Source organism: Paraburkholderia sp. MM6662-R1 (assembly GCF_050436245.1).
GTDB lineage: Bacteria > Pseudomonadota > Gammaproteobacteria > Burkholderiales > Burkholderiaceae > Paraburkholderia > Paraburkholderia tuberum.
This window is the reverse complement of sequence record NZ_JBNDLV010000004.1, coordinates 984,980-1,000,597: the sequence shown is the minus strand read 5'-3', so window position 1 is coordinate 1,000,597 and position 15,618 is coordinate 984,980. Positions and strand designations below refer to the sequence as shown.

Annotated in this window: 8 protein-coding genes and 1 pseudogene; 5 read left to right on the top strand and 4 right to left on the bottom strand. The window is 62.2% G+C overall.

What is annotated here, in order from left to right; translation table 11 throughout:
* Positions 1-9: 9 nt before the first annotated feature.
* From OKW39_RS34470 to OKW39_RS34450, 5 genes are all read left to right on the top strand, one after another.
* Entirely contained in the window at positions 10-3,165 is a 3,156-nt protein-coding gene (locus tag OKW39_RS34470) for an efflux RND transporter permease subunit (protein ID WP_429564670.1), read from the top strand.
* Complete coding sequence (locus OKW39_RS34465) at positions 3,162-6,476, top strand: efflux RND transporter permease subunit (RefSeq protein WP_429564669.1); 3,315 nt, start codon at positions 3,162-3,164, stop codon at positions 6,474-6,476. The genes OKW39_RS34470 and OKW39_RS34465 overlap by 4 nt, the downstream gene beginning before the upstream one ends.
* Positions 6,473-8,107: an efflux transporter outer membrane subunit gene (locus OKW39_RS34460; protein ID WP_429333305.1), complete on the top strand. Its 1,635-nt coding sequence runs from the start codon at positions 6,473-6,475 to the stop codon at positions 8,105-8,107. The genes OKW39_RS34465 and OKW39_RS34460 overlap by 4 nt, the downstream gene beginning before the upstream one ends.
* A gap of 594 nt (positions 8,108-8,701) precedes the next feature.
* Positions 8,702-8,893 (top strand): hypothetical protein, encoded by a 192-nt coding sequence (locus OKW39_RS34455; RefSeq protein ID WP_027803874.1) that lies wholly within the window; start codon positions 8,702-8,704, stop codon positions 8,891-8,893.
* Complete coding sequence (locus tag OKW39_RS34450) at positions 8,886-10,955, top strand: recombinase family protein (RefSeq protein ID WP_429563910.1); 2,070 nt, start codon at positions 8,886-8,888, stop codon at positions 10,953-10,955. The genes OKW39_RS34455 and OKW39_RS34450 overlap by 8 nt, the downstream gene beginning before the upstream one ends.
* 27 nt (positions 10,956-10,982) lie before the next feature.
* Here OKW39_RS34450 and OKW39_RS34445 read toward each other — a convergent pair.
* The 4 genes and pseudogenes from OKW39_RS34445 to OKW39_RS34430 all read right to left on the bottom strand — a co-directional run.
* A pseudogene (locus tag OKW39_RS34445) lies at positions 10,983-12,028 on the bottom strand (IS3 family transposase); the annotation flags it as partial.
* Between the two features lie 94 nt (positions 12,029-12,122).
* On the bottom strand, positions 12,123-13,019 hold the full coding sequence (locus OKW39_RS34440) for a DUF707 domain-containing protein (RefSeq protein WP_429364548.1): 897 nt from the start codon (positions 13,017-13,019) through the stop codon (positions 12,123-12,125).
* A gap of 147 nt (positions 13,020-13,166) precedes the next feature.
* On the bottom strand, positions 13,167-14,279 hold the full coding sequence (gene glf, locus OKW39_RS34435; RefSeq protein ID WP_429364546.1) for a UDP-galactopyranose mutase: 1,113 nt from the start codon (positions 14,277-14,279) through the stop codon (positions 13,167-13,169).
* A complete protein-coding gene (locus OKW39_RS34430) occupies positions 14,269-15,534 on the bottom strand; it encodes a flippase (protein ID WP_429364544.1) in 1,266 nt (421 codons plus the stop codon). Before OKW39_RS34430 ends, glf begins: the two co-directional genes overlap by 11 nt.
* Positions 15,535-15,618 lie beyond the last annotated feature (84 nt).

The window sequence follows — 15,618 nt, the reverse complement described above, 5'->3', positions numbered from 1 at the left end:
CCCGCGCCGATGAACATTTCCCGCCTGTTCATTCTTCGTCCGGTCGCGACGCTGCTGCTGATGATCGCGCTCGTGCTCGTCGGTCTGATCGCGATGCGCGTGCTGCCGGTGTCGTCGCTGCCGAACGTCGACTATCCGACGATTCAGGTGCAGACCTTTTATCCGGGCGCGAGCCCGACGGTGATGGCGACCACCGTGACCGCGCCGCTCGAGGTGCAGCTCGGCGAGATTCCGGGCCTGCAGCAGATGACCTCGTACAGTTCGGACGGGGCGTCGGTGATCACGCTGCAGTTCGATCTGTCGCTGAACCTCGACATCGCCGAGCAGAACGTGCAGCAGGCGATCAACGCGGCGAACAGCTATCTGCCGTCGGGCTTGCCGGCGCCGCCGACCTACGCAAAGGTCAATCCCGCCGACCAGCCCATTCTGACGCTCGCCGTCACCTCGAAGTCGATGTCGCTGACGCAACTGGAGGACGTCGCGAACAACCGCCTCGGCACGAAGATCTCGGAAGTGGCGGGCGTCGGCGTCGTGACGACGAGCGGCGGCAACGTGCCCGCGATCCGCGTCGAAGCCGACCCGCACAAGCTCGCCGCCTACGGTCTGAACATCGACGATTTGCGCACGCTGCTGAGCTATGTGAACGTGAGCCAGCCGAAGGGCAATTTCGACGGCCCCGATCTCGACTACACGATCAACGGCAATGATCAGATCACCGATCCGAAGGACTACCTCGACACCGTAATCGCCTACCAGAACGGCTCGCCCGTATTCATGCGCGACGTCGCGCGCGTAAGCCAGGCCGCCCAGGACGTCGAGCGCGGCGCCTGGTACAACGGCTCGCCCGCGATCGTGCTGAACGTGCAGCGCCAGCCGGGCGCGAACGTGATCCAGACGGTCAACCAGATCATGAAGGAGCTGCCGCAGCTCGAATCGACGCTGCCGGCCGGCATGAAAGTGACCGTGGTGTCGGACAGCACCGGCGTGATCCGCGCGTCGGTCGCGGACGCCGCGTTCGAACTGATTCTCGCGATCGTGCTGGTCGTCGCGGTGATCTTCGTGTTCCTGCGCAACGTGCCCGCCACGCTGATTCCGAGCATCTCGGTGCCGGTCTCGCTGATCGGCACGCTCGCGGTGATGTACCAGCTCAACTACTCGATCGACAACTTGTCGCTGATGGCGTTGATCATCGCGACCGGCTTCGTGGTCGACGACTCGATCGTGATGATCGAGAACATCGTGCGCTATCTGGAAGAGGGCATGTCGCCGCTCGAAGCCGCCCTCGAAGGCGCGGGGCAGATCGGCTTCACGATTCTGTCGCTGACTATTTCGCTGATCGCGGTGCTGATTCCGCTGTTGTTCATGGGCGGCGTGATCGGGCGGCTGTTCAGCGAGTTCGCGGTGACGCTCGCGGTCACGATCGTGATTTCGGCGGTCGTGTCGCTGACGGTGGTGCCGATGCTGTGCGCGCGGATGCTGCGCGCGCAGGCCGAGCGCCATCCGAGCCGCTTCGAGCGCATCAGCGAGGGCCTGTTCGACAAGACGCTCGCCGCCTACGAGCGCGGCCTGCGCTGGGTGCTCGATCATCAGACGCTGACGCTGATGGTCGCGATCGCCACCGTGGTGCTGACCGGCATCCTGTATGTGGTGATTCCGAAGGGACTGTTTCCGGTGCAGGACGTCGGCGTGATCCAGGGCATCAGCGTAGCCGACAACTCGGTGTCGTACGCGGCGATGGTGCAGCGCCAGAGCGCGCTCGCCGAGGCGGTCCTGAAAGACCCGGACGTGGTCTCCCTGACGTCGTACGTGGGCATCGACGGCACCAATGCGACGCTGAACAACGGTCGCTTCCTGATCAATCTGCGCGAGCGCGACCAGCGCTCGGACACCGCCCAGGAAATCGCGCGCCGGCTCGCGCAGGAAGTCGCGCACGTGCCCGGCGTGAAGCTGTTCATGCAGCCTGCGCAGGACCTGACGCTCGACACGACCGTGTCGCCGAACCAGTACAGCTTCGTGTTGCGCGGACCGAGCCAGCAGGCGTTCCAGAAGTACGTGCCGGAACTCGTCGCGCGCCTGAAGCAGATTCCGTCGCTGTCGGACGTGCAGAGCGATCTCAATAGCGACGGCCTCAGCGTGAACGTCGAAGTGAACCGGCAACTGGCCGCGCGCTTCGGCATCACGCCCGCGACGATCGACAACGCGTTGTACGACGCGCTCGGCCAGCGCATCGTGTCGACGATCTTCGAGCAATCGGCCCAGTACCGCGTGATTCTGGTCGCGAAGCCGGAAACGATGCCGACCGTGCAGTCGATCGGCAATCTGTATCTGCCGAGCCAGACCAGCAGCACGGGTCAGGTGCCGCTTTCCGGCATCGCGAAGATCCAGATCGCGAAGGCGCCGCTCGTGATCAGCCATCTCGCGCAGTTTCCGTCGGTGACGGTGTCGTTCAATCTCGCGAAGGGCGCATCGTTGAGCACCGCGGTCAAGGAGATTCACCAGGCCGAGCAGGCGATCGACCTGCCGCCGTCGATCACGTCGTCGCTGCAAGGCGCGACCGCGGCGTTCGAGGATTCGCTCTCCAGCGAGGTCTATCTGCTGATCGCGGCGCTCGTTGCCGTGTATATCGTGCTCGGCGTGCTGTACGAGAGCTTCATCCATCCGGTCACGATCCTGTCGACACTGCCGTCGGCCGGTATCGGCGCGCTGCTCTCGCTGATGCTCGCGGGTATGGATCTCGACGTGATCGGCATCATCGGCATCGTGCTCTTGATCGGCATCGTCAAGAAGAACGCGATCATGATGGTCGACTTCGCGCTCGATGCCGAACGCAATCATGGCAAGGCGCCGCGCGATGCGATCTTCGAGGCGTCGCTGCTGCGTTTCCGGCCGATCCTGATGACGACGTTCGCCGCGATGCTCGGCGCACTGCCGATGCTGCTCGGCACCGGCACCGGTTCGGAACTGCGCCGGCCGCTCGGTCTCGCGATCATCGGCGGCCTGACGCTGAGCCAGGTGCTGACGCTGTTCACGACGCCGGTGATCTATCTGTTCTTCGACCGTATGGCGACGCGCGTGAACCGCTGGCGCGCCGAGCGCGCTAAGCGGAACGGCGGCGACGAGCCGGGCGGGCGTCCGCCGGAAGGCGGCGCGGAGGGCACGCGGTGAACATCCCGGCGATCTTCATCCGGCGGCCGGTCGCGACGACGCTGCTCGCGATCGCGATCCTGATCTCCGGCACGCTCGCGTATTTCCGCATGCCGGTCGCGCCGCTGCCGAACATCGCGTTTCCGGTGATCGTCGTGCAGGCCAACATGGCCGGCGCGAGCCCGAATATCATGGCGTCGACGGTGGCCGAGCCGCTCGAGCGGCGGCTCGCAACCATCGCCGACGTCGCGGAGCTGACCTCGATCAGCTATGTCGGCTCGTCGTTGATCATCGTCGAGTTCGGCCTGAAGCGCGACATCAACGGCGCCGCGCGCGACGTCGAGGCGGCGATCCAGGCCGCGCGCGCCGATCTGCCCACCACGCTGCGCAGCAATCCGAGCTACCGCCAGTACAACCCGGCCGAGGCGCCGATCATGGTGCTGTCGCTGACCTCGGACACGCTGACCAAAGCGCAGCTCTACGACTCCGCCGATTCAGTGATCCAGCAGCAGCTGTCGCAGGTGCAGGGCGTCGGCCAGATCACGCTCGGCGGCGGCGCGTTGCCGAGCGTGCGCGTCGAGTTGCAGCCGGGCAAGCTCAATAGCTACGGGATCGGCATGGAAGACGTGCGCGCGGCGATCAGTGCGGCCAATGCCGACAGCGCGAAGGGGCATATCGACGTCGGCGATCAGCGCTACGTGGTCACCTCGAACGATCAGATCACGCACGCGGCGCCGTATCGCGATCTGGTGGTCGCGTATCGCGACGGCGCGCCGGTGCAGTTGCGCGACGTCGCCCAGGTGCGCGACTCGAACGAAAACATCCGCAACGCGGGGCTCTTCAACGGCAAGTCGGCGATTCTCGTGATCGTCTATCCGATGCCGGGCAGCAACGTGGTCAGCACCGTGCAGCAGATACGCAACGTGCTGCCCGCGATCGAAGCGACGTTGCCGAGCAACGTGCACGTCGATGTCGCGATCGATCGTTCGCAGTCGGTCACCTCGTCGGTCAGCGATACCGAGCGCACGCTGTTCATCGCGGTGCTGCTGGTGGTCGGCGTCGTGTTCATCTTCCTGCAGTCGCCGCGCGCGACGCTGGTGCCGGCGGTCGCGTTGCCGCTGTCGATCGTCGGTACCTTCGGGCCGATGTATCTGCTCGGCTATAGCATCGACAATCTGTCGCTGATGGCGCTGACCATCGGCACCGGCTTCGTCGTCGACGACGCGGTCGTCGTGCTCGAAAACGTCGTGCGGTACATGGAGCAGGGGTTGAGTCCGAAAGAGGCCGCGCTGAAGGGTGCGGGCGAAGTCGGCTTCACGGTGATCTCGATGAGCCTGTCGCTGATCGCGGTGTTTCTGCCGATCATCCTGTTTCCGGGCATCGTCGGACTGATGTTCCATGAGTTCGCGATCACGCTGTCGATCGCGATCCTGATTTCGCTGGTGATCTCGTTGACGGTCACGCCCGCGATGTGCGCGTACGTGCTGAGCCGCGACAACGCAGGTCATTCGAAAGCGCGTTGGGCGCGGTGGATCGAGCGGCAGTTCGATCGCTTCAAGCACGTCTACGCACGCACGCTGATGGCCGTGCTCGATCATTCGCTGCTGGTGATCCTGCTGCTGTTCGCGCTGCTGGTCGGCAACGTGTTCATGCTGAAGCTGGTGCCGGCCACCTTCTTCCCCGAGCAGGACACCGGCATCGTGATCGGGCAGATCATCGCCGACCAGAGCATTTCGTTCACGGCGATGCAGAAGAAGCTCGCGCAGTTGCAGTCGATCGTGCAAAGGGATCCGGCGGTGCAGTCCGTCGCGGGCTTTACCGGCGGGCGCGCGCTCAATACCGCCAATGTGTTCATCGAGCTGAAGCCGCTGTCGCAGCGGCACGCAACGGCCACCCAGGTCGTCAACCGGCTGCGGCCGAAGCTCGACGAAGTGTCGGGCGCGCGGCTCTTTCTGCAGGCGCAGCAGGATTTGCGCATCGGCGGGCGGCAATCGGCGGCCGAGTACCAGTACACGCTGACGAGCGACGATTCCGCCGCGCTGTTTGCGTGGACGCCGAAGCTCGTCGCCGCGTTGTCGAAGCAGCGCGGGCGGCTGCTCGACGTGAACTCCGACTTGCAGCAGAACGGCCTGCAGAGCTACCTGACGATCAATCGCGCGACCGCCGCGCGCTACGGCTTTGCGGCGAATCAGATCGACAACGTGCTGTACGACGCGTTCGGCCAGCGCACCGTGTCGACGATCTACAACCCGCTGAACCAGTACTTCGTCGTGATGGAGGTCGCGCCTGAGTACTGGCAGTATCCAGAGACGCTGAACCGGATCTATCTGAGCACGTCCGCCGGCAATCCGACCGGCACGGCCGCGACACAGATGCCGCACGGCACGGTATCGGCAACGACTACCGCGACCACGACCGGCACGTCGTCGAACACGAACTCGCGCAACTCGGACGCGCAGTCGAACGCGACCAACAACAGCATCGCCAACAGCAAGGGCGGCAGTTCGACCGGTAGCGCGGACAGCACGGCTGCCGAAACGATGGTGCCGCTGTCGGTGCTGACCTCGTATAGGAACAGCCATACGTCGACGCAGGTGAACCACCAGAGCGGGCTCGTCGCCGCGACGATCTCGTTCAACCTGCCGGCCGGCGGGTCGCTGAGCCAGGCGGGCGCGGCGATCAACGAAACGATCCGCGAGATCGGCATGCCCGCGAGCATCCACGGCTCGTTCGCAGGCGCGGCGGCGGCCTATTCGCAGTCGATGGGCGTGGTGCCGCTGCTGATTCTCGCGGCGCTCGGCGTCGTCTACATCGTGCTCGGCGTGCTGTACGAGAGCTCGATCCACCCGCTGACGATTCTGTCGACGCTGCCATCCGCGGGCATCGGCGCGACGCTCGCGCTGCTGATCTTCGGCACGCCGTTTTCGGTGATCGCGATGATCGGCATCATCCTGCTGATCGGTATCGTCAAGAAGAACGGCATCATGATGGTCGACGTCGCGATCCAGTTGCAGCGCCAGCAACAGATGCCCGCGCGCGACGCAATCCACGCGGCCGCGCTGATCCGGCTGCGGCCGATCATGATGACGACATTCGCGGCCGTGCTCGGCGCGGTGCCGCTCGCGGTCGGCATGGGCCAGGGCGGCTCGCTGCGTCAGCCGCTCGGTATCACGGTGATGGGCGGGCTGATCCTGAGCCAGATGTTTACGCTCTATACGACGCCGGTGATTTATCTGTATCTCGACCGTCTGCGTGCACGGCTGGTCAGATGGTCCGCGGGGCTGCGCTGGAACCGCGACGCGAAGCCGGGACAAGCGGATACGAAGGCATGACGATGAAGATTTCGACTGAACGAATGACAGGATCTCGCGCCGGGTTGCCGAGCATCGCGACGCTCGCCGTCGCGCTGCTGGCGCTGTTCAACGCCGGCTGCATGGTCGGCCCGGACTATCACCGGCCGCAGGTCAGCGTGCCCGCCACGTACTCGGAACTGCCGGGCTGGACCCAGGCCGAGCCGAACGCGACCGGCCCGAAGGGCACATGGTGGAGCGCGTTCAACGATCCGTTGATCGACGAACTCGAACCGCTCGTCGCGGTGTCGAACCAGACCGTGCGCGTGGACTACGCGAACTACCAGCAAGCGCTCGCCGAAGTGCGCGCCGCGCACGCGGCCCTGTTTCCGACCATCGGCGCTACCGGTTCGGCGACGCGCGAACGCGCGAGCAGCGGTTCGGTCAGTGCCTCGGGAAGCTTCGTCAACGGTACGGCGACGCGCATCGTCAATTCGGGTTCGCTGGAAGGCAACGTGAGCTGGGCGCCGGATCTGTGGGGCCAGGTGCGCCGCACCGTCGAGGAAAACGCCGCGAGCGCGCAGTCGAGCGAAGCGACGCTCGCGAATGCGACGCTCTCCGAGCAGGTCGCGCTCGCGACCGCGATCATCGAGCTGCGCACCAGCGACGCGAACATCGACCTCCTGCAGCAAACGGTCGTCGCGTATCAGCACTATCTCGACGTCGTCACCGAGCAGGATCGCGCGGGCACGATTGCGCCGAGCGACGTGATCACCGCGCGCAGCCAGTTGAATACCGCGAAGTCCGATCTGATCGCGCTCGGCGTCGCGCGCGCGCAGAACGCGCATGCGATCGCGGTGCTGGTCGGCAAGAACCCGGAAGAGCTGTCGATCACGCATAGCACCGCGATGCCGGCGCTGCCGTCGGCGCCGGTCGGCGTGCCGTCGACGCTGCTCGAACGCCGCCCCGACATCGCCGCCGCCGAGCGCAAGATGGCCGCGCAGAATGCGGCGATCGGCGTCGAGGTGGCCGCGTATTACCCGGACATCTCGCTGTCGGCCGTGGCCGGATTCACGCAGTCGCCGCTGTCCGGTCTGCTGAAGGCCGCGAACTACGTGTGGTCGCTCGGCGGCAGCGCGACCGAGACGCTGTTCGACGGCGGCCTGCGCAGCGCGGATGTCGACGCGGCGAAGGCGGCCTACGACGCGGCCGTTGCCAACTATCGCGGCACGGTGCTGGGCGCGTTCCAGAACGTCGAGGACGATCTGTCCGGCCTGCGCATTCTCGCCGAGCAGGCGCTCGTGCTCGAAACGGCGGTGCGCGACGCGGACCGTGGCGCGGAGATCGCGTTCAACGAATACCAGGCGGGCACCGTCGATTACACGACGGTCGCGATTGCGCAAGCGACGCAATTGACGACGCGGCAGACCGCGCTGAACGTGCAGGAATCGCGCTTGCTGCACGCGGCGTCGTTGTTTGGCGATCTGGGCGGCGGGTGGTCGACCGATGAGCTGCATGATCCGCGGCATCCGGCGGCGGCTTCTTCGGCTGCCTCGGCACCTTCTTCGGCTTCCTCGCCTTCGGCTGCGTCTGCTTCATCGGCGACGTCATCGGCGACGTCTGCGGCTATCGTGCCGGGCGCGCGGCAAGTGCGGCACGATCAAAACGACTAAGGACGAGCATTGGCCAAAGGCATCCACGGGCAAGACGTCAGCGACCCGGTATCGACACCCGAAGACGACGCGCCACACCACGCACCACCGCCGCGAGAGGTGGCCTCGCTTGTTCGGACAGGTTCTCGATATTTTTAAGTGGAACGTCCGGGGCAGTCATGCTGCCAATTTGATCGCAGGCAGTGTTGCGAAGTATGCCTCATCCGGCGTGCGGTCTTCCAGACTCGAATGAGGCCGTCTCTGGTTGTACAAGCCGTCAACACAACGCCCATATCAGCGAATCAAAGGAGGTTCTCTACCGCTGGCATCCGTGGTACGGGCACACGGTATGGATTTTCACCACGATAGAGAGGAAGAACGCCGAGTCAGTGCTGCGCTGTGGGCGAGAGCCGTTCGACACGGCAGGCTTGCTGGAGGTGCCGCAATGGATGTTCGATCCCGTTGCCTGCTGTCGCATTACCTCGGCAACGTCTCCCGCCGTCAGCTGTGAAGCATTGAGGGAACTGAAGTACCTGCTGGCGCAGGCGCCTGCTGCCACGCCGCGCGGTATGGTACAAGCCGAGCACCATCCTTTGCTCCGTACAGGAGGTGCTGATGCGACGCCAGACAAACCCCCAACCGGGCGGTCAACTCGACCTGTTCCGTCCCTTTCCGAAGACACCACAATGGGCGCACCTGCCGCAGGAGGTCCGGCAGCAGACGGTGCGTTTGCTGGCGCAACTGCTGCGGCAACAGCGTCGCGGGTTGCTCGCCGCCGTACACGAGCCGGAGGTGCGCGATGAGTGACAAGATTCGGGCGCAGCATCTGGCGCGCAAGGCCATGCTGTACGTGCGCCAGTCGTCGGCCTATCAGGTCAGCCACAATCTGGAGAGCCAGAAGCTGCAGTATGCGATGCAGGATCGTCTGCATCAGTTGGGCTGGAACGAGATCGAGGTGATCGACGAGGATCTGGGACGCTCTGCGGCCGGAACGCAAACGCGCACGGGCTTCGAACGGATGGTCGCAGAGGTCTGTCTTGGGCACGTCGGCGCAGTTGCCGCTCGCGAGGTTTCACGATTCGCGCGCAACAGTCGCGAGTGGCAGCAACTGGTTGAGGTGTGCCGCGTCGTCGACACGGTGCTCGTCGATCAGGAGACCGTCTACTCACCGCGGCAGAGCAACGATCGTTTGCTGCTCGGCTTGAAGGGCAGCCTGAACGAATACGAGCTGGATCTGTTGCGTCAGCGTTCGCTCGAAGCTCGTCGGGAGAAGGCCAAACGCGGCGAACTCATTGTCGCGGCGCCGGTGGGTTACTGCAAGACCGAAGACCAGCGCCTGGAGAAGGATCCGGATTTGCGCGTGCAGGACGCCATCCGCTCGGTATTCCGCCAGTTCGGCGCGATTGGTTCGGTGCGTCAGACGTTGTTATGGTTCCTGGAGCACGGCCTGCAGTTGCCGGCATGCATGCCGCGCGGCGAAATCCAATGGAAACGGCCGAGCTACGGCACGCTGTACCGGATCCTGACCAACCCGATCTACGGTGGCACGTATGCCTATGGCAAGACCGAATGCGCGATCCATTACGAGGCTGGGGAACCACGCAAACGTGATCGCCGCAAACCACGGGATCAGTGGCTTGCGCTCATTCCGAATGCCCACGAAGGGTACGTTGACTGGGACGAATTCGAACGGATCCAGTGTGCCATTAGCGGCAACCTGCGTCTGGCCGGACACGCTGGCGCCCCGAAGAACGGTGAGGCTCTGCTGGCGGGACTGTTGCGCTGCAGGCGCTGCGCGAGCAAGCTGACGCTACACTACACGGGTAACAGGCACGACGCCTTGCGCTATAGCTGTCATCGCGGCTGGATGGACAAGGGGCAACCGCGTTGTATTGCGTTCGGTGGCACACGCGCGGACGCGGCCATCGCCGAGGCGGTCTTGCAGGTCGTTCAACCGGCGGCAATTGAGGCAGCAATCGTGGCGCGCGAAGAAGAGACCCTGAAGCAGGACGAAGTGCTGGCCGCGTTGCAGCGGGATCTTCAGGCTGCACGCTACGCCGCGCAACGCGCGCAGAAACAGTACGATGCTGCTGACCCCGAGAACCGGCTTGTCGCCGACGAACTGGAGCGGCGCTGGAATCATGCGCTACTACGCGTAGAGGAACTGGAATCGCGTATCGAGCAACAGTCGGGCACATCCGGCCAGATACCGCCTATCCAGCCAGAGGAGTTTGCCGATCTTGCCACTGCATTGGAATCGATCTGGCCGCAGGCCGACGCCCGCCTGAAGAAGCGCATAGTGCGCACCCTGATCCACGAAGTCGTCGTTGACGTTGACGACGCAACGAGCGAAATCGTGCTCGTCATTCACTGGAAGGGCGGAGTACATACCGAGATTCGCGTACCGCGGCGGCGCCGCGGAGAGAACACTACGCATACGTCACGTGAAGCAATTGATGCCGTGCGCCAGCTCGTCCGTGTCTGTCCGGATCTGGTGATCGCCGGCGTACTCAATCGCAATGACCTGCGAACCGGCCGGGGTAACTTCTGGACCCAGGAGCGAGTCACCGCGTTGCGCAGCCACCATCAGATCCCGGTCTATTCGAGCGAACGACGTGCTGCTGAAGGATGGATGACGTTGACCGAGGCATCGGCGTTCATCGGTGTGAGCCCCGGAACGCTCAGGCTCGCAGTTGAGCGCAACAAGATCCCAGCCGAACATCCGTTACCCAACGGGCCATGGATCTTCAATCGCAATTCGTTAACCGGGGACGCAGTTACCGAACTCGTCGAACGGGCTCGCGCACGGCGTGGACACCCCACAATACCAACGACACAACAGGGCTCTCTAGATTTATCAACAACATAGCGAGGTTGGGCAGTATGAAACGCACTTGTACAGATTGATGTAATCGCCGATTGAGCGCCGGGCGTGGCCGACCGATTCATAGGCTTTCAGATACACCTCTTCATATTTCACGCTTCGCCACACGCGCTCGACGAACACGTTGTCTCGCCAGGCACCTTTGCCGTCCATCGACAAGCGGATGCCCCGGCTGAGCACGGCCTCGGTGAACGCTATCGCGGTGAACTGGCTGCCCTGGTCGGTATTGACGATCTCAGGTTGCCCGTACTTCGCGAACGCTTCTTCCAACGCCTCGACAGCGTGCATCGCCTCCATCGTGATCGCTACGCGGTGGGCCAGTACCTTCCTGCTGGCCCAGTCCACCACGGCGGTCAGATACACGAAGCCGCGCGCCATCGGGATATAACTCGTATCCAGTGCCCAGACCTGGTTTGCCCGATTGATCGTCATGCCCCGCAGCAGATACGGCCAGATCTTGTGCTGAGCATTGCGTCGGCTCGTGTTCGGCTTGCAGTACAGCGCCTCGATACCCATGCGCTTCATCAGCGTGCGCACGCGCCTGCGGCCAATCTCGTGTGCCTCGCGACGCAGCAGTCGCGCCAGCATCCGCGCTCCGGCAAACGGAAACTCCATGTGCAGTTCATCGATCCGGCGCATCAGCAACTGGTCTGCCTCGCTCACCGGTTGCGCCCGGTAATACACGCTCGATCTTGCGATACCAACGAGTCGCGCCTGCTGCGAGACCGGCAATGCGTGCGTACGATCGATCATCGCTTTGCGCTCAGCAATCCCGCTTTGTTGAGCGCGCCGCTTAAAAAATCGTTCTCCAGCGTGAGCTGGCCGATCTTCGCATGTAGCTCCTTCAAATCGACTTGCGGCTCGCTCGACGCCGTGCCGCCTGCGCCAAACACGTCGGCGGCACGTTCCTGCAACTGCCGCTTCCATTCGGTGATCTGGTTCGGGTGCACATCGAACTGCTGCGCCAGTTCGGCTAGCGTCCGCTCGCCCTTGACCGCCGCCATCGCCACTTTCGCTTTGAACGCGGCTGAGTGCGTCCGTCGGGTTCTCTTCGTCATCTTCCTGGTTCCTTTGTCGGCATTATCGCCGGCTCAGGCCCCGAGCGTTCCACTTATCCGACTGTCCGAATTTGCGCGCCCACCTCTATCATTCTCAACGGCTTGAGCGCCTTTCCGGAGCCGGATGTATTGGCCACGTTGTGCGCTTGATATGATGAAGCCACGGGAGATACTCTTTCAGTAGCCTCATAAAACTGACGATATCTTTCCGTCGCACCGGATTGCTGCCCTTTACCGCATGAATGAACAACATTGGATTGCCCAGTCGACCGCTCGCATATGATTTGCCTACATCGCTTGTTTTGCCACGAATGACCTTTATCGGAGCGCCCAGCATCCCGTATTGCGCGAGCGTCTGATTCAATTCAAACAATGGACTCGTAGTTGAATCGTCTCCCATGCCGCTCCCAGCCGAACCGACCGGGCGTGTATGGAACACGGAAAAACGATCAATAATGCCAACCTTTCCAAAAGAAGCGACCCACTTGGGCCACAAGAAATCGACGCCCCAGCCTGATTGGTTCATCCCAAAGCTGTGTTTTATCGCATGCAAAGCATTCGACGAGAAACATGGCATCATCACCTCCACGAAATTTGTTTCGCGAAATTCAAACGCGCTGTTTTGCAACGTCGTTTGGTGACCGAAATAGCTTCTCTCGTCGAGAGACGGTTGCGCGAGTGCGAAATTCTCTCGTTCTACATACTCGAAGAAGTCGTTCAGGGTTTGAACATCCGTCAGGATGTCGTCGTCCGGGAGCCAGATGTAACGATATTGCAGAATCAATTGGGCATTTTGCAACATGAAGTCGTTAAGACCTTCCCATTTTGATCCTTTGAATCGATGTATGGCTTTGGCAAAGATGTCTGCATAATCTTCGTTCTTCCCGTAGTAACTCAGCATCAAATCAAAGTTGGGGGCCTGTCCGCCGCTGAACCATTGCGGATGCAAGGAACTGTCTCCACACCTCAGAACGACCAGGTACTTTTTCATCTCTCAATCTCCCTATGCGTTGAGAGCAGATTACGGGACACGGAAAGACAGTCACCGCGAAGAATTGCATTTGACCGACGCCGATCGCGCGAAACCATGAAACAGCTACTACGGCGCGCCCGATGCGCAGGCGAAGGCAGGTGCCAGCTAGAACTCCCTTATTCCCGCTCCCTGGATGAGTCCTTCTGCAGTCTTGAGCGCCGCACCAACGACCTGGTCCATGTTGTAGTAGCGATACTGCGCGAGCCTGCCCACAAAAGTAATATCGGCAACTGTCTCCGCAAGCGCGTTGTAGCGCAGGAACAATGCCTCGTTTTCCTTGCGTGGAATCGGGTAGTACGGCTCACCTTCGGCTCGCGGATACTCCCTGACGATCGAGGTGCCCGGATGCTGCTGCCCGGTGAGGTGCTTGAACTCCGTAATCCTCGTGTATTCGTGATCGTTCGGATAGTTGACGGTACCTGTCGTCTGAAAGCGCTCCACGTCGCTCAGATGCTGGTGCTGAAAATCCAGGCTGCGGTACGGAAGCTTGCCGAAGCGATAGCCGAAATACGCGTCGATCCGTCCTGTGTACACAAGGTGGCCGCATTCGATACTCGCTTTCACCTCGTTATAGTCGGTCGACAGTCGTACGTCGATATCTGGACTGCCAAGCATCTTTTCGAACATCGCGGTGTAGCCTTGCGCCGGCATGAATTGAAAAGTATCGGTGAAGTACCGGTCGTCGTCGTTCGAACGGGTTGGGATTCGCGCAGCGACACCCGCAGACAGTTCAGACAGATCGAGTCCCCATTGCTTGCGCGTGTAGCCACGGAAAAACTTCTCGCACAGATCGCGGCCAACGCTGCTGAGCACCGCGTCTTCGCTGGTGGAGACGGTTCCTCGCGCTTCACGTACCGACTCGAGAAACGCCACGGTGGCCTGCTCGTTCAGGTCGAGGCCATATAACCTGTTGATCGTCGTGCGATTAATCGGTATTGGATAGAGGCCCCCGTCTACATAGGCTTTCACGCGATGCTCGTAGAAGCGCCAATCGGTAAAAGCCGACAGGTATTCGAATATCCGCTTGCTGTTGGTATGAAAGATATGCGGACCGTACGGATGGATCAGCACGCCGTTCTCATCGTGCCGGTCGTAGGCGTTGCCGCCTATATGATTCCGTTTGTCGACGACGAGCACGCGTTTTCCGCTTGCCGCGAGGCGTTCGGCACAGACCGCGCCCGCAAAGCCGGCGCCTACGATAAGGAAGTCATATTTCATCTGTGCGCACCCTCGTTTGGAAAGCCGGAACCTTGCATTTGATCAGGTAAAGCGCCATCGAGGCCGTGACGAGAAACTCGGTGGCCAGCGCTGACATTGCCGCGCCCTGAGCGCCGTAAAACCATACAAGCGGCACGAGGATGGCAAGATTGAACAGGCCGGCGACGATCAGGATCTCGCTGACCTTCTTCTTCATGCCGAGCGGCAGCATCAGCTGAACGCCGAATACACCGCTTAGCCCGATGAGCAGTGGCATCGGCGCCATCCACTTCAGGACGATCACGGCCGGTTCGTACCCGGAGCCCATCGCGATACGAACGATCAACTCGGCGCCGCCCCACAGCGCGACCGAAGCCAGCAACATGGACGAGCCCGCCAGGTAAAACATCTTGCGCACCAGCGCAAACGCCTTGGCGGAGTCTTCGGAAAAGAGCGCCGTCACGCGCGGGTACACCGCGTTGGCGACCGGTCCGAGCGGCGCCTGGGCGAGGTTGCGGATCTTGTCGGCGACGCCAAAGAAGCCAACAGCGGCATCCCCCGCAATAAATCCGAGCACCACGCTATTGGTGGTGGTGTACAAACTGATCGCTGCGGTGGAAATGAACGTGTGCCAGCCGTCACGAAGCGTCTCCAGGATCTCCGCCTTGCCCGGCACCATCGCGACAATCATCCGGTCTTTTACGATCAGGAACGAGGCGACGAGTCCGGCAGCAACCACGCTCATCGAGCTGATCAGCGAGGCGATCCACGTGTCGGCCGGCGAGTGCACCAGGACGAACGTGAGCGGAAACAGCAGCAGCCGCGCGCTCAGCATAGAAACGGTAGTCAGCGTCATCTGCTCCAGGCCCTGGAACAGCCACTGCGGAAACAGCACCGTTCCGATCACGACCGGATAGGTCGCCAGCAGAACCGGCAGCAATTCGCGCAGTCTTGCCACGAACAACGCCACTAACAGCAGCATCGCGAGGCAGACCACCGCGATCAGCGCCTTGGCGCCTTGCGTCGCCCAGAAGATCTTCGACACCGCGTACCGGTCATTCTGGACCCGTGCGACGTGGGCAGTCGATGACCAGTTGAAACCGTAGTCGGTCAGCAGTACGAGGTAGCCAATGATGGCTTGTGCGAAGATGTATGCGCCAAAGTGTTCCGGGCGCAGCACGCGCAACAGGTAGGGAAATGTTGCAAGCGGCAGCAGCATGTTGGCTGCTTGCAGAATTGTCAGCGCAACGATGTTCTGTCGGAGTGGATTCGCCATGAGTTAGCCCGTTTTCAATACTTCGATGAAAGTTCAGGACAAGCGCGGCATAAGCATAAGCCCATCATATATGTCATACGCACA